Origin of the sequence: Pseudomonas sp. MH9.3, from assembly GCF_034354675.1 — a bacterium.
Classification (GTDB): domain Bacteria; phylum Pseudomonadota; class Gammaproteobacteria; order Pseudomonadales; family Pseudomonadaceae; genus Aquipseudomonas.
In genome coordinates this window covers 5,485,393-5,507,648 of sequence record NZ_CP133785.1, presented here as the reverse complement: position 1 = coordinate 5,507,648, position 22,256 = coordinate 5,485,393, and the positions used below count along the sequence as shown (strand labels likewise).

Here is a 22,256-nt window from a genome sequence, read left to right as displayed (position 1 = left end):
CGTGGCAAAACGCTTAGGGTCTTTACTGGCCGAGCCAGACCTCATTATTCGCCAACGCTGATTTTCAGGCCGGCCGCTATGGCAAAGGGTGTCAGGGTTACCGCCAGGGCGGTCAGGCTGCCCAGCCACAACAGGTAACCGCTGGCCGGCAGCCCCATGAGCGCGGCCTGCAACGCGCCGCTGCCGAGGATCAACACCGGGATATACAACGGCAGAATCAACAGGGCCAGCAGCAGGCCGCCGCGCTTCAAACCGACGGTCAACGCAGCGCCCACCGCCCCCAGCAGGCTGAGCACCGGCGTGCCGAGCAACAAAGACAGTAACAATACCGGCAGACACTCGACGGGCAAGCCCAGCATCATCGCCAGCAGCGGCGCAAGCAACACCAGCGCCAGGCCGGAAAACACCCAGTGTGCCAGCACCTTGGCCAATACCAGAAGCGGCAACGGGTGCGGCGAAAGGACCCACTGCTCCAGGGAGCCGTCTTCGAAATCACTGCGAAACAGCCCGTCCAGCGACAGCAGCACGGATAACAGCGCGGCCACCCACACCAGTCCCGGGGACAAGGTTTGCAATAGCCCGGTCTCGGGGCCGACTGCCAAAGGGAACAGCGCAATGACGATGGCGAAGAATACCAGGGGGTTGGCCAACTCGGCCGGGCGGCGGCACAACAGCCGCGCCTCGCGGGCGACCAGCAGGGCGAACACACTCATGCCGGCCACCGGCTCAGGTCCAGCTCGCGGTAACCGGCGGGCGTGTGCGCGAGGGTGTGGTGCGTGGTGAGCACTACGCTGCCGCCCTGCTCACAGTGCCTGCCCAGATGCTTTTCGAGTTGGGCGACGCCTTGTGTGTCCAGGGCGGTGAACGGCTCGTCGAGGATCCACAACGGCGGGCCGGGCAGATACAGACGCGCCAGCGCCACCCGACGTTGCTGGCCGGCGGACAGGGTGTGGCACGGCACGTCTTCAAAGCCCTTGAGGCCGACAGCGGCCAGGGCCTGCCAGATCGCGTCGCGACTGGCCGGGCGATGCAGGGCGCAGAGCCAGCCAAGGTTTTCTTCAGCGCTGAGCACATCCTTGATCCCGGCGGCGTGGCCGATCCAGATCAGGTTGCGTGCAAGCTCGCGGCGTTGCTCGTCCAGCGGTTTGCCGTTGAGCCGCACCACGCCTGCAGTCGGCTGCATAAACCCCGCGAGCAGGCGCAGCAGACTGGTCTTGCCGCTGCCGTTGGGGCCGCTGACCTGCACCATGTCGCCCGCCGCGATCCGCAATTCGAGGTGTTCGAACAGCAGGCGCAGGTCGCGTTCACAGGCAAGCGCTATGGCTTCAAGAAGAGGGCTGGTCAAAAGATCGTGGGCCTTTACGGTTCAAGTCGGCGGTGCGGCGGCCGTTATAGAGAGCAGCACAATAACGGCTTTGGCGACTGATTTAGAGAGCGGGATCAAATGGTTGTGAGGTTTTTAGCGCTCTCTGTGCGCACGGGCGGCATTATACATGCGATGTCCTACGCTAAAGAGGGCAATTTCCCCAGAGATGGCGCGCACGATGACCGGTGAAATCAACCTTCCCACGCTTGCTCCCGTCCCGGCGGCAGGGCCCAGTGCTGCGCCCGCGGTGGGCCAGTTGCTGAAACTGCTGGAGCCACAGGTCGGGCTGATCGACGCGGGAAAAACCGCGAATGCCGAAGTCATCGCGCTCAAACAAGGCGGTGAGGCGTTTCAGTTGCTGCTCAAGCTGACGCTCGACGGCGGCCGCCAGACGCTGGTGCAGGCCAGCAGCCCGCAACCGCTGCCGTTGGGCAGTAACGTCGCAGTCAGCCAGACGCAGGCAGGCAACCTGACGTTGAGTCTGCAGCAGGCCATGAGCGCCAATGTCGCCGCCCTGACCAGTCTCGACACCGAGCAGTTGCCGGTCGGCACGCTGTTGCAGGCCAAGGTGCTGACCACCCAGGTGCTGCCCCAGGGCACTGCGCAACCGGCGGTCTACCGCTCGCTGGTCACGGTGCTCAATAATGCCTTGGCTGGCGCCACCCTGACGGTGGAGAGCCCGCAGCCGTTGCGGGTGGGCAGCTTGCTCAGCGCCGTGGTGCAGAATGCGCAAACGCTGAATTTTGTGCCGCTGAGCGGGCTTCAGGACCAACTGGCCGTCACCCAGCAGCTCGCGACCCAGCAAAGTCGTCAGGGCTCGCTGGATGCGGTATTCACCGCCCTGCAGAACCTGCCCCGTGGCGACAGCGTCTCAGCCGATCTGCGCGCAGCGGCCGACCGCTTGTTGGCGGCATTGCCGGATCTGGCCCAGGTGAGCAATCCCAAGGTGCTGGCGCAAGTGATCCAGAACAGCGGTGCTTTTCTTGAAGCCAGATTACTGGTCGGGCAAAACCCGCAGATTCCACCACTGGATATGAAAGGCGCGCTGCTGCGCCTGGTCGCCGACCTGCTGCCCGCCCTGCCCGCGTCCACCCACCTGGGCGCCATTCTTGCCGCCAACACACTGGCCCAGGCCATGCCGAATTTCGTGCGCAGCCCGCTCGGTACGCTCGGACAGGTCGGCGCGCGCCAGGCGCCCGCCGGCTTCCCGTTGCCCGAGCGGCTGATGGCGAAACTGGAAGGCGAAGGCGACCTGGAAAACCTGCTGCGCCTGGCAGCCGGAGCGATTTCCCGGCTACAGAGCCATCAACTGTCGAGCCTGGAACAAACCGGCCTCACCGCCGATGGCCGCCTGCAAAGCACCTGGCAAATGGAAATCCCCCTGCGCAACCTGCAGGACATCGTGCCGTTGCAGGTCAAGTTCCAGCGCGAAGAGCCCGCGCCGGACAAGGATGAGCCCGAACGCAAGGCCAGCAAGGACGCCAGGCAGATGCTCTGGCGCGTCGAGCTGGCGTTCGACATGGAGCCGCTGGGGCCGTTGCAGGTCCAGGCGCAGTTGAGCCAGGGCAAACTGTCCAGCCAGTTGTGGGCGACACGCCCCTTTACGGCCAGCCTGATCGAAAGCCATCTGGGCACGTTGCGCGAACGCCTGGTGACATCCGGCATCAACGTCGGCGACCTCGATTGCCATTTGGGCACACCGCCACGCGGCCCCAAAACCGGACTGGAACAACGCTGGGTGGATGAAACCGCATGAATGACGCCCACTCACCCCGCCAGGCGATTGCCCTCAAGTACGACGGCCAGCAGGCACCGACCCTCACCGCCAAGGGCGACGACGCCTTGGCCGAAGCCATTCTCAAGCTGGCCCGGGAAAACGAAGTGCCCATTTATGAGAATGCCGAGCTGGTGAAGCTGCTGGCGCGCATGGAACTGGGCGACAGTATTCCCGAAGAGTTGTACCGCACCATCGCGGAGATCATCGCGTTTGCGTGGACGCTGAAAGGTAAATTCCCGGTGGGCTACGACCCGGATGCAGGGCCGGTGGAGCGCGACGTTACCGAACGCGGCGACGATTACTGAAGCACCCATAACTCAATGTGGGAGGCTGCGCCAAATCTTCGATTTAGCACGTTTGCGCAGCAAACTGGCGCCTCTGTGGCGGGCGCGTTCTCTGTGGCGAGCGGGCTTGCCCTAATGCCGTTCAGTTAAGCGCAGATTCCCTGTGGCGAGCAGGCTTGTCCTGCGTTGGGTTGCGCAGCAGCCCCAAAGCCAGGCGCTGAGCCGTATCAGGTACACCGCGTTTTGCTCGATTGGGGGCGCTTCGCACCCCAACGCGGGGCAAGCCCGCTCGCCACAGAGATTGGGTTACTTGAAATTTCAGGCTTTAAAATCAACAGGTTATTTTTTATTTGATACAAGCGAGGGCTTACCCTCGCCCACAGTGGGATCGGTGGTCAGTTCAAGACTTCGCTCAAAGGGATGAAGCTGACGCGGTCTCCGAGAGCCAGCGTGGTGCCTTCCAGCACTTCCACAAAACCCTCGGCCCACGCCGCACTGCGCAGCACGCCGGAGCTCTGGTTGCGGTAGATGATCGCCTGGCCCTGCTCGATGCGCCCGCGCAGGTATTCGCGGCGGTTGCCGGGCTTGGGCCAGACGAATCCCGCCGGTACGTTGAAACGCAGCGGCTCGACGTCAGGCACGCCCTGGCGGCGCAACAGGTAAGGCCGGGCCAGCAGCGCGAAGGTCACCAGGGTCGACGCTGGATTGCCGGGCAGGCCGATCACCGGCACGCCACGAAAATGTCCGAACGTCAGCGGCTTGCCGGGTTTGATCGCAAGCTTCCACAGGGCCAGTTCGCCCTCTTCACGCAGAGCGATGCCAAGGAAGTCCGCTTCGCCTACGGAAACACCGCCGGTGGACAGGATCAGGTCGACGCTGCCAAGGCCTGCCAGGCGCGTACGGGTCTGTTCAAGATCATCCGGGAGGATGCCGGCGTCGATCACTTCACAGCCCATGCGCGTCAGCCAACTGCACAATACGCGGCGATTGCTGTTGTAGATCTGGCCTGGGCCCAGGGGCAGCCCGGGTTCGATCAACTCATCACCGGTCGACAACACGGCCACGCGCACGCGGCGCACCACGTCCAGGCGATCACGTCCAAGCGACGCAGCCAGCCCCAGCTCTATGGGGCCCAGGCGCGTGCCGGCGGTGAGAACCTTTTCGCCGACGGTGGTTTCCTGGCCCTGGGGGCGGATGTTCTGCTGCGCCTGCAACGGCTCGCTGAAACTCACGCGCTCATCGGCGTGAACCACCGCGTTTTCCTGCATTTCCACGCAGTCGGCGCCCTCCGGCAGCGGCGCACCGGTGAAGATCCGTGCACAAGTGCCTGCCGCCAGCGGCGTCGGCGCCTGGCCGGCGAAGATGCGCTGGCTCACCGCCAATGGCTCGCCATTCCAGTCCGCCAGACGCAGCGCGTAGCCGTCCATGGCGCTGTTGGGCCAGGGTGGCAGGTCGAGGGTGGACACCAAATCCTGCGCCAGCACACGGCCATCGCCGTCAGCCAGCATCAGCACTTCGCGCTCGCTAATGCGCGCTGCGTCAGCCATGTCCAGCAAGCGTTGCAGGGCTTCTTCCACCGGCATCAGGGCGCCGGTCTTGCCGGGCTTACCCACGTGATTCACAGGGCTCGGCCTGCTTCAAATGGGGCACGAAGTTGCAGGGCCGATGGCGGTTATCCAGTTGCTCGGCGAGGATGCCGTCCCAGCCGGTGCGCACCGCGTTGGTGGAACCCGGCAGGCAGCACACCAGCGTGCCATTGGCCAGGCCGGCGAGGGCGCGGGACTGCACGGTGGAAGTGCCGATATCGGCCACGGAAATCTGGCGGAACAGTTCGCCAAAGCCATCGACCTGCTTGTCGAGCAGGCAGCTTACGGCTTCGGGGGTGCTGTCGCGGCCGGTGAAGCCGGTGCCGCCGGTGATCAATACCACTTGCACCACGTCTTCGGCGATCCAGTGGGCCACCTGGGCGCGAATCTTGTAGAGGTCGTCCTTGAGCAATACGCGTTCGGCCAGACGGTGGCCGGCGGCGGTGAGACGGTCAACGAAGACCTGGCCCGAGGTGTCGGTGTCCAGGGTGCGGGTGTCGCTGACAGTCAGTACGGCAATATTCAGGGGTACGAAAGGCGCATCAGCCTTGGCTTTCATGGCTCGGTCCGGTTGTCGAAGGAACAGCCCGGTGTTATATCACAGGCCCCTGTTGAGCTGCCGCTGCGGAGCCGCCATGTCTGTTGATTCTTCCCCAATGCCCTGCTCGGTCCTGCTGCTGGCCGGAGGCCGCGGCCAGCGCATGGGCGGTCAGGACAAGGGCCTGCTGGACTGGCGCGGCCAGCCCCTGATCGCCCACCTGCAGCGCCTGACGCGACCGCTCACCGATGACCTGATCATCTCGTGCAACCGTAACCATGAACGGTACGCGCCGTATGCCGATCAACTGGTAAGCGACGACGATGCGGATTTTTCCGGGCCTTTGGCAGGCATTCGTGTGGGACTGGCCGCCGCACGTCATGCGCATTTGCTGATACTCCCGTGCGACGTACCGCAGATCGATGCGCGATTGCTTGCCGACCTTCGTGAGACGGCGCAACGCAATCCTCGGCTGCCGGTCATGGTGCGCCATGGCGAATACTGGGAACCCTTGATCTGCATTATTCCCACGGCGCTCGGAGCCGAAGTGCAACGGGCCTGGGACGCCGGTGAGCGCAGCCCGCGCAGAATCTTCCTGCAATGCGGTGCAATCGGCCTGCAGTGCCCGACTGATGACCCGCGCCTGGCCAACCTGAATACGCCGGACCTGTTGCTTCAAAGGTCCGGCGTGTCAGAATGAGCCTCGCACAAGGAACTTGCAGGCGTCTTACACGTCTCAAGGTCAGCCATTAAGAAGCAGTATTCTCTCGGAGACAAACTCATGACTCAACGGACCATCGCCGCTCTCATGCTTGCACTGGGCCTTGCCACCCTCGCCGGTTGCGCCTCGCCGACAGTGATCACCCTGAATGACGGTCGCGAAATCCAGGCCGTCGATACCCCGTCGTTCGACAAGTCGTCGGGCTTCTACGAGTTCGAACAACTGGACGGCAAGCGCACCCGCCTGAATAAAGACCAGGTTCGTACCGTTAAAGAGCTGTAAGCCCACGGCTTGCACACAAGGCCCGCCTCGCGCGGGCCTTTTTGTTTGTGCGGGTTACCAGTCGAGGGTAATACCGCTGCGAAAACTGCGTTGCTGTCCGGTGACCGGGTCGATAAACCGCACGCCCTGGGCCAGCAGTTTGAGGGGGTTGGCATAGTCGTCTTCGGCATCCTTGATCACGTTCGGATAGAACGGATCGTTGCAGATACTCGCGCCGAGCGCCGTCATGTGCACGCGCAACTGGTGCTTCTTGCCGGTGACGGGAAACAGGCCGTAGCGCCACAATCCTGCGTTTTTTTCGCGCACTTCCACCGCCGTTTCGGTATTGCTGACGCCAGGTCCTTCCTGCATGCGAAAGAACGGCTGGCCCTCCACCAGGCGACTTTTGTGCACCAGGGGAAAGACGAGGTCGGGTAAGGCCGGGGCAATGGCTTCGTAGAATTTGTCGATGCGCCGCGTGGGAAACAGTTGCTGATAGGCCGAGCGGCTGCGGGGGTTGGCAGAAAACAGCACCAGCCCGGCGGTGTGTCGGTCAATCCGATGCAGGGGCACCAGCGAAGGGTTGTCCAGGCGATGAATCAGACGGCGTAACAGGGTCTGTTCGACGTACTCACCGGCAGGCGTGACCGGCAAAAAATGCGGTTTGTCGGCCACCACCAGATGTTCGTCGGCGTAGAGGATGGTTTCCTGCACCGGGATCACTTTCTCGTTGGGCACTTCACGAAAGTAATGGATGCACAAGCCCTCTCTGTAGGGCAGTTGCGTGTCGATCGCCTTGCCGTCGCTGTCCAGCACCCTGCCACGGGCGATACGGTCCAGCCATTGCTCACGACTGATCGCCGGAAAATGCGCACACAGGCATTCGAGCACCGTAGGCCAGCGGCCAGGAGGCAAATACAAGGTACTGGCTTGGTGCCGGGAGGCGGAAAAACCGGAAGTGGACATGCGTGAGACCTTGGCTGAAACAGGCCGGCATTATCCCGCATGGAGCGGGATTGAGCCTAGGGCAGATCTCAGGCCTTGGCCAACTGCGTGCGCAGAATCGGCGAGGCACTGGCGGCTTCGGTGAACTCCTTGAGCCAGCGCAACACGTCTACCGCTTCCCAGCGGCCAGGATCATAGAGCGCATACAACAAGCCCTGGTAACCCACCACATCCAACTGTTTGTGATAACCGGCACGCTGAAACAATGCCTCGATTTCCGCAAAGCAGGTGTTGAAGTGCACTTTGTTGAACGGCGTCTTGCCTTCCGTGACCAGGCCGTCCAGGCGCAGCTCGCTCACCGCATCGCGCACAATGTCGACGGACATGCGATTGACGCTGCTTTTCAGTTGTTCAACATTCACCACGGGCGTTCCCTCAATTCAATCGCTGTACAAACATACAGTAAAGTAATATTCGGAAATCCGCCATGGCCTGTATGTCAGCCGAGGAAGGCAATCACCTGGGCAGTGTCGAACGGCCAGTCGAGTTCGGCCCCCGTGTCCACCCGGCGAAGTACCGGAATCCTTAGGCCGTAGAGGTCGGTAAGGTCCTTGGGAGCGGTGATATCCACCCGTTCGACCCACAACCCGTGTTCGACCAACGGCATGATTTCGGCCTCGGCTATCTCACAAAGATGGCAACTCAGGGTGCCGAACAGCTGGCATTCAGGCAGCATGATGTGGGGACCTGATCAAAAAACAGGCACTCATTCTAAGCGTTTCAGGTGCACGGCACAGCCTTGCAAGGCTCACGGCCCCACCGCCCGCATTCAGCGCAACCGCGAGGCCCGCGCACCAAGGTGCGGCAAAAGCGTCGGCAGACAATTACACTGAACCTTCGGCACCGCCCGCGACTCGAAACCACACGTACCGATCAGCCCATCACGGAGATAACCATGGCCAGAAAAACAGCACAGACCGCCCAAGAGATACTCATGGCGGATTTTCAAACCCTGGTAAGCGATACCGAAAAGCTGCTGGACGACACCGCCATCCTCGCCGGCGACCAGGCTGACGAGCTGCGCAGCAAGATCCACGAGAGCCTGCTCAAGGCTCGCGAAACCCTGCAAACCACCGAAGATTCCCTGCGCGAGCGCGGGCAGGCGGCCGTCACCGCGACTGAAGATTACGTGCAGGCCAACCCCTGGCAGTCTGTCGGCATCGCTGCCGGCGTAGGCTTTTTGATCGGTCTGCTGGCTACAAGGCGCTAAATCATGGCTATCGGCGAAAGCGGCTCGTCCACGGGCCAAGGTTCGACTTCACGACGTCTGGGCGCAGCCGTACTGGGCTTGCTGCACAGTCACGTCGAGTTGTTTGGCATCGAATTGCAGGAACAGAAAGCCCGTACCGTCAGCCTGCTGCTGTTCGCCGGCCTGGCGCTGGTGTTTGCGCTGCTATTACTGGTGGGGCTGTCGACCCTGGTGATGATCCTGGTGTGGGACACCGGTTATCGTCTGACCGGCATTATCTGCCTGTGTGTGTTCTACAGCCTGGCTGCAGCCTTCTGCGGGGTGCGTTTGAAAGCGGCGGTGTTCGACGAATCCACGCCGTTCCACGCCACCCTCGAAGAGCTGGCCAATGATCGGGAGCGCCTGTTGCCATGAGCCGCAATGAAGTTGTGAACACCGACTCCCGCCGTGACATGCGCAAGGCGTTGATTCGCCTGCGCATGGAAATGCACCGCCAGGAGATTCGCCACGAGTCCCAGCAATTGATGGCGCCCCTGCACAAAATGCGCGACATGCGTCATAACTGGCAGGACAGCCTGGGCGTCAAGCACGCGCCACTGTGGGGTATGGCAGCGGTGACCCTGATGGGATTCTTCACCGGCAAGGGTGCCAAAAGCGGCAGCATCAGCAGCGTGACACGCTTGGTGCGGCTGGGCGCCGGCTTGATCCCGCTGATCAAACTGGCGATGGCAGGCGCTTCACGCAAACGCTAAGCGTTGCTGGCTGCAATCTTGCAAGTATCGTCAAAGATAGAAACGGCCCGGCCCTCGATATCGAGGGTCGGGTCTTTTTTTGCCCACGTGCTAAGGAGGCCCCGTGATCGACGGGCAACCGCTCGCCTGTTTCCAACCGTTTATCGATACCGCAACCGGGCGCATTGCCGGCGTCGAAGCCTTGGGTCGCCTGCGCCAGGCTGACGGGAGCCTGCAATCGGTAGGCCCGCTGTTCGCCGACCCACGCACGCCGGGAGCGGCGTTGCGTCGCCTGGACCGGCGGATCCGCGATAACGCCCTGAGCCGCCTGCATGAAGCGCCGCAGGACTGGTTCCTGAGCCTGAATATCTCGCCTCGCTGGATCAATCGCCTGCGCCCGGGCCAGGCACTGCCGAGCCTGAAGCAGCTGCAGACCCACGGTGTCGACCCACGACGCATTGTGTTCGAGATCACCGAGCTGGGCGGCAATATCCAGCGCCTGGCCGATGTAGTGGTGCGTTATCGCGAGGCCGGTGCGCGTATCGCCATTGATGACTTTGGCGCCGGCTATTCCCAGCTCGACCGGGTGCTGGCGCTGCAGCCGGACATCCTCAAGCTGGACATGCGGCTGTTCCAGGCGGCGGCCGAAGGCGGGCCGAGCAGCGATGTCGTGCGGGCACTGGCGCAGATGGCGGAAAAGACCGGCTGCTGGATCATCGCCGAAGGCGTGGAAACCGAAGCCCAACTGAGCTTCGCCCTGGAATGTGGCTCGCGCTATGTGCAGGGCTACCTGTTTGCCCAGGCACAGTTGGACTGGTTTGCCACCGATACCTTCGTGCCGCGCTTTGCCCACCTGCGCAACGCGTACGTGCAGCAGAAGCTGGCAGAACGCGGGCGCGTCATGCACCTGCGCGAGCAATTGACGCAGCTGATGAGCATCCTGCAGGGCTGGGCCCAGGGCCAGGCGCCGCTGAACCAATTACCGCCGCTGACGGATTTCCCCTGGCTGTTGCGGTTCTACCAGTGCGACCGCCACGGCACCCAGCTCACACCCAATATCGAATGGCGCGAGTCTGCCTGGCACAGCGACAGCCACTACCTGGGCCACAACTGGTCATGGCGCCCGTACTTCTATCACTTGCTGGCCGAAGGCTGGGAAGAGCGGCGCCTGATCCTGTCCTCGACCTACCGCGACGCCACCACCAACCAGTACTGCCTCACGGCCGGACAATTCTTCGACAACGGTCAGCGTTTGCTGTTAATCGACATCGATGCAGCCGGTCTGTAGATTTTTGCTTGCCCCGCCAGGGCGGAACCGGGAAGCTGGGCGGGTCATTCACCGCACGGAGAGTAACCGCCTTGGATTGGCCCACCCTGCTGACCCGCGAACGTCTTGGAAAACCCCTGCACAGCCCCGAAGAACTAGGCCGCAGCCCGTTTCACAAAGACCATGACCGCATCATTTTCTCCGGCGCATTCCGCCGCCTGGGCCGCAAGACCCAGGTGCATCCGGTGTCGAGTAACGACCACATCCACACGCGCCTGACCCACTCCCTGGAAGTCAGCTGCGTCGGCCGCTCCCTGGGCATGCGCGTGGGCGAAACCCTGCGCAGCGCCCTGCCCGACTGGTGCGACCCGAGCGACCTGGGCATGGTGGTGCAATCGGCCTGCCTGGCCCACGACATCGGCAACCCGCCGTTCGGTCATTCGGGCGAAGACGCCATCCGCCACTGGTTTCAGCAGGCCGCCGGGCGTGGCTGGCTGGACGACATGAGCGACGCCGAGCGCAACGATTTCCTCAATTTCGAAGGCAATGCCCAGGGCTTTCGCGTCCTCACCCAGCTGGAATACCACCAGTTCGACGGTGGCACTCGCCTGACCTACGCCACCCTGGGCACCTACCTGAAATACCCCTGGACCGCACGCCACGCCGATGCCCTGGGCTACAAGAAGCACAAGTTCGGCTGTTATCAGAGCGAGCTGCCGATCCTCGAACAGATCGCCCACAAGCTCGGCCTGCCGCAACTTGAGGAACAACGCTGGGCTCGCCATCCGCTGGTTTACCTGATGGAAGCCGCAGACGACATCTGCTATGCCTTGATCGACCTGGAAGACGGCCTGGAAATGGAGCTGCTGCAATACGCCGAGGTCGAGTCATTGCTGCTCGACCTGGTGGGCGACGACCTGCCGCAGACCTACCGGCAGCTGGGCGCCGAGGATTCGCGGCGGCGCAAGCTGGCAATCCTGCGCGGCAAGGCCATCGAGCACCTCACCAACGCAGCCGCGCGCGCCTTCGTTGAACAGCAGGACGCCTTGTTGGCCGGCACCCTGCCGGGCGATCTGGTGGAGCACATGCACGGCCCGGCCAAGCGCTGCGTACTGGATGCCAAGGACATGGCGCGCAAGAAAATATTCCAGGACAAGCGCAAGACCCTGCATGAAATCGGCGCCTACACCACGCTGGAAATCCTGCTGAACGCTTTTTGCGGTGCCGCCCTTGAGCAGCATGGCGGGCGTACGCCGTCGTTCAAGAACCGGCGCATCCTCGACCTGCTGGGCAACAGTGCGCCGGACCCGGCCTGGCCGCTGCACGCCTCGTTCCTGCGAATGATCGACTTTATCGCCGGCATGACCGACAGCTACGCCACGCAAATGGCACGGGAGATGACTGGGCGTTCGAGCCCGAAGTGAGCATGGGATCACGCCGCCTGTTATCTGAGCAGAAATTGCCTACGACGCTAACAGAGCGGCCTGATCGAATTCGCGCAGTTATCCAAAGAATAATCGCGCACGCTTCTGGCCGACTCAGCGAGTCATTCCCAAGCCCCCCTATCGCCGCTTGACTGCCCCGTGTGCCTTCCATGCCCGCTCGCACCGTTCGAATCCTGTTGGTGGAGGATCATCCCTTTCAACTCCTGGCCACCCAATGCCTGCTCAAAAGCTTCGGCTTCGAGCAACTGACCCTCGCAGAAAACGCTGAACAAGCCATCCATTCGATGTGCACCGCCACAGCCCCTTTCGATCTTATGCTCTGCGACCAGTGCCTGCCTGACCTGCCGGGGCTGGAGCTGGTGGAAATTGCCAGCCGCCAGCATTTCATCACCGGTGCCATTCTACTGAGCGGATTGCCGGCGATGGAGCTCTCCAACCTGACCCTGCAAGCCTTGCAACGCGGCCTGCCCATTCTTGGTTATTTACCGAAACCATTAAACAAGGACGAACTTTCAATGTTAATGGCGCCACTATTTCAACGCTGACTGTAGGATTTTAAACATCAGGCTGCGAAAAAAATTACTTGAAAAGCAACGTGAACTGCCTCGTGCCACCGGTTATTACTTTTCATCAAAATTTGCTTACACCAGATACCACAAAGCCTTAACGCTGCGTAGGTTGCCACCTTTTTTCATGTAGGAATTTTCCTGTTTTATACCTGTCTCCCCAAGGCTCATGCTCACCCCTCATCTTCTGAGCTAATGTGCCCGCTTTATTTGCACTTGCATGGAATGTGATTATGAACACCGTTTTTATCATTGATGACCATCCCGTTATCAGGCTGGCGATTCGAATGTTGCTGGAACATGAAGGTTATAAAGTCGTTGGTGAAACGGATAATGGCTGCGACGCCATACAGATGGTGCGCGAATGCATGCCCGACCTGATCATTCTGGATATCAGCATTCCGAAACTGGATGGCCTGGAAGTGCTCTGCCGTTTCAACGCCATGAACACGTCGATGAAGACTCTGATCCTCACCGCCCAATGCCCGACGCTGTTCGCCACGCGCTGTATGCGCTCGGGCGCCGACGGCTACGTGTGCAAAGAGGGTGACCTGAGTGAGCTGCTGAGTGCCATCCGCGCCGTACTGTCCGGCTACAACTATTTTCCCAGCCAGGCATTGAATGCCGGCAGCGCGGACGGCAACGACGCGGAGGAACTTGAATTATTTAAAATGGTAAATGACAGGGAACTGATGGTCTTGCAACTTTTTGCCCAGGGCCGTACTAACAAGGAAATAGCAAAAGGCATGTTTTTGAGTAATAAAACCGTGAGCACTTATAAAAAACGCCTTATGCAAAAACTGAAAGCCAAGTCCTTGGTAGAACTTATCGAGATGGCAAAACGAAACGCGCTAGTGTGAGAAAGCGGATGCCCAGCCGTATAAAGGACTATTTGGTTATATTAATTGCCGGCGTGTGCTTCAGCACGACCGCGCCCGCCGATCATCAAACCGGCCCGGAACACTTCACCTTACTGAGCCGTGCGGGTGCCGTTCAACTGGAGTCTCGACTGGACAGGACACAGCGCCAATGGTTGCAGAACAAACGCGAACTGGTGCTGGGGACTGCTGCGCCCGACTACCCGCCCTTCGACCTCACCTCCAGCGGTCGCGACTACGAGGGGTTGACCGCCGACTACGCAGGGCTGCTGGCCGATGCCCTGAACCTGCCCATCACAGTATTGCGCTATCCCACACGTGAGGCAGCAATCCGCGCCCTTGAATCGGGCGACATAGACCTGCTGGGCTCCGCCAATGGCTTCGAGGCCGCCAACGCGAACCTCGTGCTGTCGGAGCCGTACGCGGTGGATCAACCCGTGCTGGTGACCCGCGAGGGAGAAACCCGCAGCCTGAACGATAACCTGGCCGGGCTGCGCTTGAGCCTGGTGTATCACTACCTGCCGCTGGACGAAGTGGAAAAGCTGTACCCGCAAGCGCACATCAGCACCTATCCCTCGTACCAGAACGCCTTGAATGCAGTGGCGTTCGACCAGGCCGACGTGTTTCTGGGCGATACCATCTCCACCCATTACATGATCAATAAGGGCTACCTGAAGAATGTGCGCATGGCCAATTTCGGCAAACATGAAGCCTATGGTTTCAGCTTTGCGTTACGCCAGGACCAACGCATCCTGCTGTCCCTTGTCGATTCGGTACTGGCCGCGGTGCCCATCAACGAACGAGACAGTATCGCCAAGCGCTGGAGTGCCGGCAGCGATATCCTGCTGACGGACAAGAAGCTGCACCTGACGCCGCGCGAAGAGCGTTGGCTGCAGGAACATCCGGTGGTCAGCGTGCTGGTCAATGAAACCTTTGCGCCGCTGACCTTTTTTGACGCAGACGGCAAATTCCGTGGCGTCACCGCCGACTTGCTGGAACTGATTCAGCTGCGTACCGGCCTGCGCTTCGAGATTCGGCGCACGCGTGAAGTCAGCACGATGATCGAAGAGGTCAGCACCGGAAAAGCCGACATCATCGGTGCAATTATTCCCAGCGATGAGCGGGAGAACCAACTGAACTTCAGCCGTCCCTATCTGGAAAACTCCTACGTGCTGTTGACACGCAAGGAGCCCAAAGCCCCACTGAACCTGGAACAGATGGCAGGCAAACGCCTGGCGATCACCCAAGGCAACCCGCTGGTCAAGATGCTCGCCCAGGACTTCCCGCTGATTCAACAGGTGGAGGCCGGCGACACCTTCAAGGCCTCCGAACTGCTGGCACAGGGACAGGTGGACGGCGCAGTGAATTCGCTGGTGATCGCCAATTACCTGCTGTCTTCCCAGGTGTTCCAGGACAAGCTGCAGATCAGCACCAGCATTGGCACCCTTCCGGCCACCTTTGCCCTGGCCACGTCGCGCGAAGCCACCGAGCTGAGTTCGATCCTCGATAAAGCATTGCTGAGCATTGCCCCGGATGAACTGGGCATCATCAACAGCCGCTGGCGGGGATACTCCACAGCCTCCGACAGCTACTGGCGCAACTACCACCGTCTGATCACGCAAATCATCATCGGCGCCGGGCTGTTACTGCTCACGTCCCTGACCTGGAACGCCTACATGCGCCGCCAGATCACCCAGCGAAAACGCGCTGAGCGGGCGCTCAACGATCAGTTCGAATTCATGCGCGCACTGGTCAATGAAACCCCGCATCCGATCTATGTACGGGATCGCAGTGGTTTGCTGCAGACCTGCAACGACAGTTACCTGCAGGCGTTTGGCGTCCAGCGTGAAGACGTGATCGGCAAAAACGTGACCCAGATGAACATGGCCATCGAGGCGGAAGCTGCGCAGTACCACGCCGACTACCAGCGAGTCGTGGCGCAGGGCAACCCGCTGATTCTGGATCGCACCCTGCATATCCAGGGCAAAAAGCTGACGATCTATCACTGGATTCTTCCCTATCGCGACTCGGTCGGGGAGGTCCAGGGCATCATCGGTGGCTGGATCGATATCAGTGATCGCCGCCAATTGTTCGACGAGCTGCGCGCGGCCAAGGAGCGCGCCGACGAAGCCAATCGAGCAAAAAGTACCTTCCTTGCGACCATGAGTCATGAAATCCGCACGCCGATGAACGCGGTAATCGGCATGCTCGAACTGACGCTCAAGCGCGCCGACCAGGGCCACCTTGATCGTCCGGCCATCGAGGTGGCCTACAACTCGGCCAAGGACTTGCTGGAGTTGATCGGCGATATCCTTGACATCGCGCGTATCGAATCCGGACGTTTGAGCCTGGCACCGGAGCGCGTGAATCTGCGAGAAGTGATTGAGTCGGTGGTGCGCGTATTCGATGGACTGGCGCGGCAGAAAACCCTCAGCCTGCTGCTGGAGTTCAAGCCGGAGCAGGACGCTACCGAAGTGCTGATCGACCCGCTGCGCTTCAAACAGGTGCTGTCGAACCTGGTAAGCAATGCCATCAAGTTCACCGAACACGGGCAGGTAAAGATCAAGGTGGACGTGCAACCCACCGACCAGCCGCAGCAGGTGGAAATGAAGCTGGTGGTCGAGGACACCGGTATCGGCATCAGCCGTGACGACCAGATGCGCCTGTTCGAACCTTTCGCCCAGGCCGACAATTCCGGGCAACTGGCCAGGAGCGGTGCAGGTCTGGGGCTGGTGATATGCCGCAGCCTGTGCGCCATGATGGGCGGGCAACTGAGCCTGAGCAGTGTGCCGATGGTCGGCACCCAGGTGCATGTCCATTTGAAAATGCCGAGCCTGCAGCCGGTCGAGCGCGTGGACGAGCCAAAGCCGGCCGACCCCGCCCCTGCTGCGGTGCTCAACGTGCTGGTGGTGGATGACCACCCTGCCAACCGCTTGCTGATGTGCCAGCAACTGGGCTATCTGGGGCATCAGTTCACCGCTGCCCAACACGGTGCGGCCGGCTTCCAGGCGTGGCGTCAGGAACGCTTCGACCTGGTCATCGCCGACTGCAACATGCCCATCATGAACGGCTATGAGTTGAGCCGCTCGATCCGCGAATATGAACAGCGCGAGCAACTCCCCCCCTGTGTGGTGCTGGGCTTTACCGCCAATGCCCAGCCGGAGGAAAAACTGCGCTGCAAGGAGGCCGGCATGGACGATTGCCTGTTCAAGCCGATCAGCCTCACGGTGCTGGAGCGACAACTGGCGCAGGTCGAGCGACAATCCTGCGGCACGCCGCCGGCCTTCGCCAGCCTCGACCACTTGACGGGAGGTGACGCCCAATTGAGCCGCCGCCTGATGGAAGAGTTATTGAGCAGCAGTCGTGATGACCGTCAGGAGTTGATGGCCCTCACCGCGCAGCGCGCGAGCCTCCAGGCGTTCATCGAGCAGGCGCACAAGATCAAGGGCGCTGCACGCATCGTCCAGGCCGGCACTCTGGCCGCGCAGTGCGAGACCGTGGAACAGGCCTGTGCCCGGGAAGATGACTGGCCTGCAATCGAAGCGGCCATCAAAATCCTGGAAAAAGGCATGCTTGAGCTGGAAAGGACGCTGCTCATACAACTCAACAGCCTGAAGGCGCCAGGCTGATCAGCAATCCGTCAAACGTAGAAAAATCGCCGCCAGTTGTTCGATACCCGCCTGGTCCTGCTCGGTGAAGCGGGCCAGCGACGGGCTGTCGAGGTCGAGTACGCCAATCAACTGGCCATTCTTGACCAGCGGCACCACGAGTTCACTGTTCGAGGCGCTGTCGCAGGCAATATGGCCGGCAAACGCATGCACATCCTCCACCCGCTGGGTTTGTCGCGATGCCGCCGCCGCACCGCATACACCGCGGCCAAACGGAATACGCACACAGGCAATCTGGCCCTGGAACGGACCCAGCACCAGCTCTTCATTACGATTGAGGTAGAAACCGGCCCAGTTGAGGTCGTCCAACTGGTTGTACAGAAACGCGGAAAACTGTGCGCTGTTGGCGATGAAATCACGCTCATCCGCCAGCAGCGACTCCAACTGCGCGCATAACATAGCGTAGCCGTCCAGGCCGGTGCCTGCGTGTTGCAAATCGATCATGGTTGACGCTCCAGCAATTTGAGACCCACCCAGTAGCGGGCGAATTGATACGCGCAACGGCCGTTGCGGTTACCCCGTCCGGTGGCCCAGCGTACGGCGAGAATGTCGAGGGCTTCATCGCGCTGCCACTGCAACCCGGACGTGCTTGCCAGCTCGCCGATCCAGTGTTCGACCACATCGAGGAAGTGCTCCTGGGTAAACGGGTAGAACGACAGCCACAAGCCAAATCGGTCGGACAGGGCAATCTTGTCTTCAACCGCTTCGCTGGGGTGCAGCTCGCCGTCCACGCGTTTCCAGTTGTCATTGTCGCTCTGGTTTTCCGGGACCAGGTGACGGCGGTTCGAGGTGGCATACAGCAGCACGTTGTCCGGCGCCTGCTCGAGCGAGCCGTCGAGCACGCTCTTGAGGATGCGGTAGTCGCCCTCACCGGCTTCAAACGACAGGTCGTCGCAGAAGAGGATGAAACGCTGCGGCAGCTTGAGCAATTGCTCGACCACGCGCGGCAGATCGGCCAGGTGGTCGCGCTCGATCTCGATCAGGCGCAAGCCGGCCTTGGCGTGCTCGGCCAGCAGGGCACGCACCATGGAAGATTTACCGGTGCCCCGCGAGCCCCACAGCAACGCATGGTTGGCAGGCAGGCCGTTAATAAACTGCTGAGTGTTGCGCGCCAGTTGCTCGCGCTGTTTGTCGACGCCGATCAGGTCGGACAGGCGCATGTCGAGGCTGACCTCCAGCGGCAGCAGGAAGCCACTGCGGCCTTCGCGCTGCCAACGGGCGGCCAGGCACTGATGCCAGTCGATGGCTTGGCGGGGCGCGGGTAACAAGGGTTCCAGCCGCGCGAGTACCGCGTCGGCACGCTCAAGAAAAGCGTTCAATCGAGAGTCCACGTCTATTCCTCTGGCAAGTTCCTGCAAAAGATGGCGTATTGGCAGCCGTGCTGCTGGCCGCAACAGGCTGCACCTGTAAAAATAAACGATTCGTGCCGGGCAAGCCTTGGCTTGTGGATGTTCAGCTATGCTTGCCGGCGAAAGGAAACGTGAAGTGGTTCAACACTCGATGGATATCAGGTTCGCCCACCGCTTGTCTTATAAACAAGCCAAACTGACTGTGCTGGTAGGTTTCATCCTGGGAACCTTGCTCAGCCTTGGGCAAATTGGCATTGATTATGCCAGCGAAGACGCATCCATCAACCGTGAAATTCGCTCGCTGATCGAAATCAGCCATAACCCGGCGTCACGCATCGCCTACAACATCGACGCTGAACTGGCCAAGGAGCTGACGCTGGGCCTGCTGCACTCCCCGGCCATCATCCGTGCGCAACTGGTCGACAACAACGGCGTGATACTCGCGGACGTCAATCGGCCGCGCAGCGAAAGCACCTATCGTCCCATCAGCGATTTCCTGTTTGGCGCCAATCGCCAATTCGAAGACCGTCTGTTCCTCAGCCACATGCCCGACGAGTCACTCGGCGTGCTGTACCTGGACGTTGACACTTATGCCTTTGGCAGCCGCTTCCTGCGTCGCGCCGAAATCACTCTGCTCAACGGGTTCGTGCGCAGCCTCTTGCTGACCGGGATCCTGCTGGGCCTGTTCTACGTGATGCTGACGCAGCCACTGGTGCGCATCATCCGCGAATTGAGCGACCGCAAGCAGGCGCGCCTGGACTGCCCGCCAGGGCATGAGCAGGATGAGATCGGCGTGCTGGTCAACGTGGCCAACCAGCAATTTGACAACATGCAAACCGAAATCCAGCAGCGCCGCCACGCCGAGGATCGCCTCACCGAATACCTGGGGCAGCTGGAAGATATCGTTTCGGCGCGCACTCTGGAGCTCAAGGCCAGCAACCAGCGCCTGAGCCAATCCAACGATGAGCTGGAGGCGGCGAAGATGAACGCCCTGGGCATGGCACAGGCGCGGGCAGCGTTCCTGGCCAACATGAGCCACGAAATTCGTACGCCGCTCAATGGTTTGCTCGGCATGATCGCGTTGTCGCTGGACAGCCCGCTGAACGCCGAACAGCGCCAGCAACTGTCCATCGCCCACGACTCCGGCAAGGTGCTGGTGGACTTGCTCAACGATATTCTCGACCTCTCCAAGTTCGACGCGGGCCAGTTGGAACTGGAGCGCATCCCGTTCGACCTGGGTTCAATGGTGGAAGACACCGCTAACCTGCTGTCGCAGAATGCGGCGCCGAGCGTCGAGCTGACCTGCCTGATCGATCCGCAATTTCCGGCACAGGTGCTCGGTGACCCGACGCGGGTACGGCAGATCGTCAGCAACCTGCTCTCCAACGCCTTGAAGTTCACGCGCTTCGGCCGCGTGGATGTGCGGCTCAGCGCCCAGGGCGATCAGGTAAAAATCGAGGTCTGCGACACCGGCATCGGCATCGCCCAGGACGCGCAGGTAAAGATCTTCCAGCCGTTCACCCAGGCCGGCGCCGGCATCACCCGCCAGTTTGGCGGCACCGGGCTGGGCCTGGCGCTGACCCACAACCTGTGTGAAGCCATGCACGGACGGTTGAGCATCAGTTCCGAGGTGGGCTTTGGCAGCCAGTTCTGCGCCGAACTGCCGTTGCCCACCCATCTACCCGCCAGCCGACAGGCGCCGCTCAAAGGTGAAGTGCTGGTGATCACCCATACCGGCAGCGGCCTGACGGAGCTGCTCACTTCGCTGCTGCCGCACTGGGGGCTGACCACGCGCTGTTTGACGATGGATGACGACATGACCGGGCAAACGCCCGACCTGCTGATCACCGACTGCCCGGAATGCCTGTTCCGCATCCGCCCGGGCATTACCGCGCCCATTCTCGTGGTCACCGCCTACGGCAATTTCATGCCCGGCGAAGAGGTCGCCGCGTTCGCGCCCTTGCAGCAACAGGCGCGCCCTTTGAGCCGCAATGCCTTGTACCAGATCCTGCAACGCAACCTGCGCAGCGACACGCAGTTGGCGCTCGATACCGTGCAGCGGGAAGCCGCGCCGCTGGCGCACCGGGCGCGCATCCTGCTGGTGGAGGACAACCCGGTCAATCAATTGGTGGCCAAAGGCATGCTCGCCAAGCTGGGTTGTGAAGTGATCGTGGCGGCCCATGGCGGCGAGGCGCTCAAGTTTCTTGAGGAACAGCGCTTTGACATGGTGTTGATGGACTGCAACATGCCGGTGATGGACGGCTACGAAGCCAGCCGCCAGATCCGCCGCAGTGGCCGCTGGCCGGATCTGCCGATTGTCGCGTTGACGGCCAATGCGCTGTCCGAGGAACGCGAGCGCTGCCGAGCGGCGGGGATGGATGACTACCTGGCCAAACCATTCCGCCGCGAGGAACTCAATGCGCTGCTGGACCTGTGGGTTCCCGAGGCGGCAGCGCGTTGAGTTGCGCAAGGCACATGCGCGTCGCATCGCTCATTTGAGCAGAGCTTCAATCTCCCGGGTCAGGTCCTGTGGCTTGGTGGTTGGACCAAACCGCTTGACCTGCTGGCCATCGCGGCCAATCAGGAACTTGGTAAAATTCCACTTGATGCCTTTGGAGCCCAACAGGCCGGGCGCCTGTTTTTTCAGTTGAACGAATAAGGGGTGGGCATCACTGCCGTTGACATCGACTTTCTTGAACAACGGGAAGCTGACGCCGAAGTTCAGCTCGCAGAACTCTGAAATCGCGCCTTCATCGCCCGGTTCCTGCTTGCCGAACTGATTACACGGAAACCCCAGCACCACCAGGCCCTGGTCCTTGTACTGCTGCCAGAGTTGTTCAAGGCCCTTGTACTGCGGGGTGAAGCCGCATTTGCTGGCGGTGTTGACCACCAGGATGGCCTTGCCGGCAAAATCGGCCAGGGTCTTCTGCTCACCCTTGATGGTGGTGCACGGGATGCTCAGCAGCGGGTCGGCCATGACAAAGTCTCGATCAGTGGAAGGGGTTGAAAAATAGCGGGCAACTCAATCGTGCGCAATTTACATCGATGGCGCTGATGGAGCGCAATCAGCATGCGGGAGTGAGCAAGGCCCCTCCCGCATTGGACTTCAGCGCGGCACGAAGTCCAGGCACACCGAGTTGATGCAGTAACGCAGGCCGGTCGGCGGCGGGCCGTCCGGGAACACATGGCCCAGGTGCGCATCGCATTTGGCACAGGTGACTTCGGTACGGATCATGCCGTGGCTGACGTCGCGAATCTCGATCATCGCGCTGTCGGCAATCGGCGCGTAGAAGCTGGGCCAGCCGCAACCGGAGTCGAATTTGGTGGTGGAGTCGAACAACGCTTCATTGCAGCAGATGCAGTGATAGACGCCGTCGGCTTTGGTCTCGTTGTACTTGCCGGTGAACGGGCGCTCGGTGCCCTTGAGACGGCATACGTTGTATTGCTCCGGATCAAGCATCGCTTTCCATTCATCAACGGTTTTCTGCAACTTATCCATCGGTACACCTCGGTCACTGAAAAACCCTGATCTGTGTCTTTTCCATGGATCAGGCGGCACGTATGATTGCGCCTCTTCAAAACGCCAGTCTGGCACCCGCGCCACCGCCATTCAAACGTATTTACA

The 22,256-nt window shown here is 61.2% G+C and carries 24 protein-coding genes; 13 read left to right on the top strand and 11 right to left on the bottom strand.

What is annotated here, in order from left to right:
* Positions 1 to 44: 44 nt before the first annotated feature.
* Positions 45 to 713 (bottom strand): heme exporter protein CcmB, encoded by a 669-nt coding sequence (ccmB, locus tag RHM60_RS24650; protein WP_209980551.1) that lies wholly within the window; start codon positions 711 to 713, stop codon positions 45 to 47.
* The gene (gene ccmA, locus RHM60_RS24645; protein WP_322213108.1) at positions 710 to 1,345 is read right to left on the bottom strand and encodes a cytochrome c biogenesis heme-transporting ATPase CcmA; all 636 of its coding nucleotides are present in this window, start codon (positions 1,343 to 1,345) and stop codon (positions 710 to 712) included. The genes ccmB and ccmA overlap by 4 nt, the downstream gene beginning before the upstream one ends.
* A 199-nt stretch (positions 1,346 to 1,544) precedes the next feature.
* Here ccmA and RHM60_RS24640 point away from each other — a divergent pair, with 199 nt between their 5' ends.
* Both RHM60_RS24640 and RHM60_RS24635 read left to right on the top strand, forming a co-directional pair.
* Entirely contained in the window at positions 1,545 to 3,122 is a 1,578-nt protein-coding gene (locus tag RHM60_RS24640) for a flagellar hook-length control protein FliK (protein ID WP_322213107.1), read from the top strand.
* Complete coding sequence (locus tag RHM60_RS24635) at positions 3,119 to 3,448, top strand: EscU/YscU/HrcU family type III secretion system export apparatus switch protein (protein ID WP_209980545.1); 330 nt, start codon at positions 3,119 to 3,121, stop codon at positions 3,446 to 3,448. The genes RHM60_RS24640 and RHM60_RS24635 overlap by 4 nt, the downstream gene beginning before the upstream one ends.
* Positions 3,449 to 3,822: 374 nt before the next feature.
* Here the strand turns inward: RHM60_RS24635 and glp are convergent, their stop codons facing one another.
* Together glp and moaB are read right to left on the bottom strand one after the other, a co-directional pair.
* Positions 3,823 to 5,049: a gephyrin-like molybdotransferase Glp gene (gene glp, locus RHM60_RS24630; RefSeq protein WP_322213106.1), complete on the bottom strand. Its 1,227-nt coding sequence runs from the start codon at positions 5,047 to 5,049 to the stop codon at positions 3,823 to 3,825.
* Positions 5,033 to 5,572, bottom strand: a complete 540-nt coding sequence (gene moaB / locus RHM60_RS24625) for a molybdenum cofactor biosynthesis protein B (protein WP_057008368.1) — start codon at positions 5,570 to 5,572, stop codon at positions 5,033 to 5,035. Before moaB ends, glp begins: the two co-directional genes overlap by 17 nt.
* A 76-nt stretch (positions 5,573 to 5,648) precedes the next feature.
* On the opposite strand from moaB, the gene mobA reads away from it, so the two are divergent.
* Together mobA and RHM60_RS24615 are read left to right on the top strand one after the other, a co-directional pair.
* On the top strand, positions 5,649 to 6,251 hold the full coding sequence (gene mobA, locus RHM60_RS24620) for a molybdenum cofactor guanylyltransferase MobA (protein WP_231423571.1): 603 nt from the start codon (positions 5,649 to 5,651) through the stop codon (positions 6,249 to 6,251).
* A gap of 81 nt (positions 6,252 to 6,332) precedes the next feature.
* Positions 6,333 to 6,554, top strand: coding sequence for a YgdI/YgdR family lipoprotein (locus RHM60_RS24615; protein ID WP_015371619.1), 222 nt, complete (start codon positions 6,333 to 6,335; stop codon positions 6,552 to 6,554).
* A gap of 54 nt (positions 6,555 to 6,608) precedes the next feature.
* Here the strand turns inward: RHM60_RS24615 and RHM60_RS24610 are convergent, their stop codons facing one another.
* The 3 genes from RHM60_RS24610 to RHM60_RS24600 all read right to left on the bottom strand — a co-directional run bounded on the left by RHM60_RS24610 (position 6,609) and on the right by RHM60_RS24600 (position 8,214).
* Positions 6,609 to 7,499, bottom strand: a complete 891-nt coding sequence (locus RHM60_RS24610) for a pseudouridine synthase (protein ID WP_322213105.1) — start codon at positions 7,497 to 7,499, stop codon at positions 6,609 to 6,611.
* A gap of 68 nt (positions 7,500 to 7,567) precedes the next feature.
* Positions 7,568 to 7,903, bottom strand: coding sequence for a transcriptional regulator (locus tag RHM60_RS24605; RefSeq protein ID WP_209980536.1), 336 nt, complete (start codon positions 7,901 to 7,903; stop codon positions 7,568 to 7,570).
* Between the two features lie 74 nt (positions 7,904 to 7,977).
* Positions 7,978 to 8,214, bottom strand: a complete 237-nt coding sequence (locus tag RHM60_RS24600) for a glutaredoxin family protein (protein ID WP_209980535.1) — start codon at positions 8,212 to 8,214, stop codon at positions 7,978 to 7,980.
* A 219-nt stretch (positions 8,215 to 8,433) separates the two neighbouring features.
* Between RHM60_RS24600 and RHM60_RS24595 the strand changes: the two genes are divergently transcribed.
* The 8 genes from RHM60_RS24595 to RHM60_RS24560 all read left to right on the top strand — a co-directional run bounded on the left by RHM60_RS24595 (position 8,434) and on the right by RHM60_RS24560 (position 17,243).
* Entirely contained in the window at positions 8,434 to 8,748 is a 315-nt protein-coding gene (locus tag RHM60_RS24595) for a DUF883 family protein (protein WP_057008372.1), read from the top strand.
* A gap of 3 nt (positions 8,749 to 8,751) precedes the next feature.
* Positions 8,752 to 9,141 carry a phage holin family protein gene (locus RHM60_RS24590; RefSeq protein WP_057008373.1) on the top strand — a complete coding sequence of 130 codons (390 nt, stop codon included), beginning with the start codon at positions 8,752 to 8,754 and terminating at the stop codon, positions 9,139 to 9,141.
* A complete protein-coding gene (locus RHM60_RS24585; RefSeq protein WP_003233325.1) occupies positions 9,138 to 9,479 on the top strand; it encodes a hypothetical protein in 342 nt (113 codons plus the stop codon). Before RHM60_RS24590 ends, RHM60_RS24585 begins: the two co-directional genes overlap by 4 nt.
* A 103-nt stretch (positions 9,480 to 9,582) precedes the next feature.
* Complete coding sequence (locus RHM60_RS24580; RefSeq protein WP_209980534.1) at positions 9,583 to 10,746, top strand: EAL domain-containing protein; 1,164 nt, start codon at positions 9,583 to 9,585, stop codon at positions 10,744 to 10,746.
* 71 nt (positions 10,747 to 10,817) lie between these two features.
* Positions 10,818 to 12,149 carry a deoxyguanosinetriphosphate triphosphohydrolase gene (locus RHM60_RS24575; RefSeq protein WP_322213098.1) on the top strand — a complete coding sequence of 444 codons (1,332 nt, stop codon included), beginning with the start codon at positions 10,818 to 10,820 and terminating at the stop codon, positions 12,147 to 12,149.
* 170 nt (positions 12,150 to 12,319) lie between these two features.
* On the top strand, positions 12,320 to 12,715 hold the full coding sequence (locus RHM60_RS24570; RefSeq protein ID WP_209980530.1) for a response regulator: 396 nt from the start codon (positions 12,320 to 12,322) through the stop codon (positions 12,713 to 12,715).
* 254 nt (positions 12,716 to 12,969) lie between these two features.
* Positions 12,970 to 13,596, top strand: coding sequence for a response regulator transcription factor (locus RHM60_RS24565; RefSeq protein ID WP_209980529.1), 627 nt, complete (start codon positions 12,970 to 12,972; stop codon positions 13,594 to 13,596).
* An 8-nt stretch (positions 13,597 to 13,604) separates the two neighbouring features.
* A complete protein-coding gene (locus tag RHM60_RS24560; RefSeq protein WP_231423569.1) occupies positions 13,605 to 17,243 on the top strand; it encodes a transporter substrate-binding domain-containing protein in 3,639 nt (1,212 codons plus the stop codon).
* Here the strand turns inward: RHM60_RS24560 and RHM60_RS24555 are convergent, their stop codons facing one another.
* Together RHM60_RS24555 and RHM60_RS24550 are read right to left on the bottom strand one after the other, a co-directional pair.
* Positions 17,244 to 17,726 carry a GAF domain-containing protein gene (locus RHM60_RS24555; RefSeq protein WP_231423567.1) on the bottom strand — a complete coding sequence of 161 codons (483 nt, stop codon included), beginning with the start codon at positions 17,724 to 17,726 and terminating at the stop codon, positions 17,244 to 17,246.
* Positions 17,723 to 18,613, bottom strand: a complete 891-nt coding sequence (locus RHM60_RS24550; RefSeq protein ID WP_209980523.1) for an ATP-binding protein — start codon at positions 18,611 to 18,613, stop codon at positions 17,723 to 17,725. The genes RHM60_RS24555 and RHM60_RS24550 overlap by 4 nt, the downstream gene beginning before the upstream one ends.
* A 169-nt stretch (positions 18,614 to 18,782) precedes the next feature.
* On the opposite strand from RHM60_RS24550, the gene RHM60_RS24545 reads away from it, so the two are divergent.
* Positions 18,783 to 21,092, top strand: coding sequence for a hybrid sensor histidine kinase/response regulator (locus RHM60_RS24545; RefSeq protein ID WP_231423591.1), 2,310 nt, complete (start codon positions 18,783 to 18,785; stop codon positions 21,090 to 21,092).
* A 30-nt stretch (positions 21,093 to 21,122) separates the two neighbouring features.
* On the opposite strand, the gene RHM60_RS24540 is transcribed toward RHM60_RS24545, so the two are convergent.
* Positions 21,123 to 21,608: a glutathione peroxidase gene (locus RHM60_RS24540; RefSeq protein ID WP_322213094.1), complete on the bottom strand. Its 486-nt coding sequence runs from the start codon at positions 21,606 to 21,608 to the stop codon at positions 21,123 to 21,125.
* Between the two features lie 129 nt (positions 21,609 to 21,737).
* The gene (gene msrB, locus RHM60_RS24535; protein WP_322213092.1) at positions 21,738 to 22,130 is read right to left on the bottom strand and encodes a peptide-methionine (R)-S-oxide reductase MsrB; all 393 of its coding nucleotides are present in this window, start codon (positions 22,128 to 22,130) and stop codon (positions 21,738 to 21,740) included.
* Positions 22,131 to 22,256 lie beyond the last annotated feature (126 nt).

Coding starts and splice junctions, on each gene's coding strand:
- ccmB (WP_209980551.1), bottom strand. CDS start 713: ATGAGTGTGTTCGCCCTGCTGGTCGCCCGCGAGGCGCGGCTGTTGTGC.
- RHM60_RS24640 (WP_322213107.1), top strand. CDS start 1,545: ATGACCGGTGAAATCAACCTTCCCACGCTTGCTCCCGTCCCGGCGGCA.
- RHM60_RS24635 (WP_209980545.1), top strand. CDS start 3,119: ATGAATGACGCCCACTCACCCCGCCAGGCGATTGCCCTCAAGTACGAC.
- moaB (WP_057008368.1), bottom strand. CDS start 5,572: ATGAAAGCCAAGGCTGATGCGCCTTTCGTACCCCTGAATATTGCCGTA.
- mobA (WP_231423571.1), top strand. CDS start 5,649: ATGTCTGTTGATTCTTCCCCAATGCCCTGCTCGGTCCTGCTGCTGGCC.
- RHM60_RS24615 (WP_015371619.1), top strand. CDS start 6,333: ATGACTCAACGGACCATCGCCGCTCTCATGCTTGCACTGGGCCTTGCC.
- RHM60_RS24610 (WP_322213105.1), bottom strand. CDS start 7,499: ATGTCCACTTCCGGTTTTTCCGCCTCCCGGCACCAAGCCAGTACCTTG.
- RHM60_RS24600 (WP_209980535.1), bottom strand. CDS start 8,214: ATGCTGCCTGAATGCCAGCTGTTCGGCACCCTGAGTTGCCATCTTTGT.
- RHM60_RS24595 (WP_057008372.1), top strand. CDS start 8,434: ATGGCCAGAAAAACAGCACAGACCGCCCAAGAGATACTCATGGCGGAT.
- RHM60_RS24590 (WP_057008373.1), top strand. CDS start 8,752: ATGGCTATCGGCGAAAGCGGCTCGTCCACGGGCCAAGGTTCGACTTCA.
- RHM60_RS24585 (WP_003233325.1), top strand. CDS start 9,138: ATGAGCCGCAATGAAGTTGTGAACACCGACTCCCGCCGTGACATGCGC.
- RHM60_RS24570 (WP_209980530.1), top strand. CDS start 12,320: ATGCCCGCTCGCACCGTTCGAATCCTGTTGGTGGAGGATCATCCCTTT.
- RHM60_RS24565 (WP_209980529.1), top strand. CDS start 12,970: ATGAACACCGTTTTTATCATTGATGACCATCCCGTTATCAGGCTGGCG.
- RHM60_RS24560 (WP_231423569.1), top strand. CDS start 13,605: ATGCCCAGCCGTATAAAGGACTATTTGGTTATATTAATTGCCGGCGTG.
- RHM60_RS24555 (WP_231423567.1), bottom strand. CDS start 17,726: ATGATCGATTTGCAACACGCAGGCACCGGCCTGGACGGCTACGCTATG.
- RHM60_RS24545 (WP_231423591.1), top strand. CDS start 18,783: ATGGATATCAGGTTCGCCCACCGCTTGTCTTATAAACAAGCCAAACTG.
- RHM60_RS24540 (WP_322213094.1), bottom strand. CDS start 21,608: ATGGCCGACCCGCTGCTGAGCATCCCGTGCACCACCATCAAGGGTGAG.
- msrB (WP_322213092.1), bottom strand. CDS start 22,130: ATGGATAAGTTGCAGAAAACCGTTGATGAATGGAAAGCGATGCTTGAT.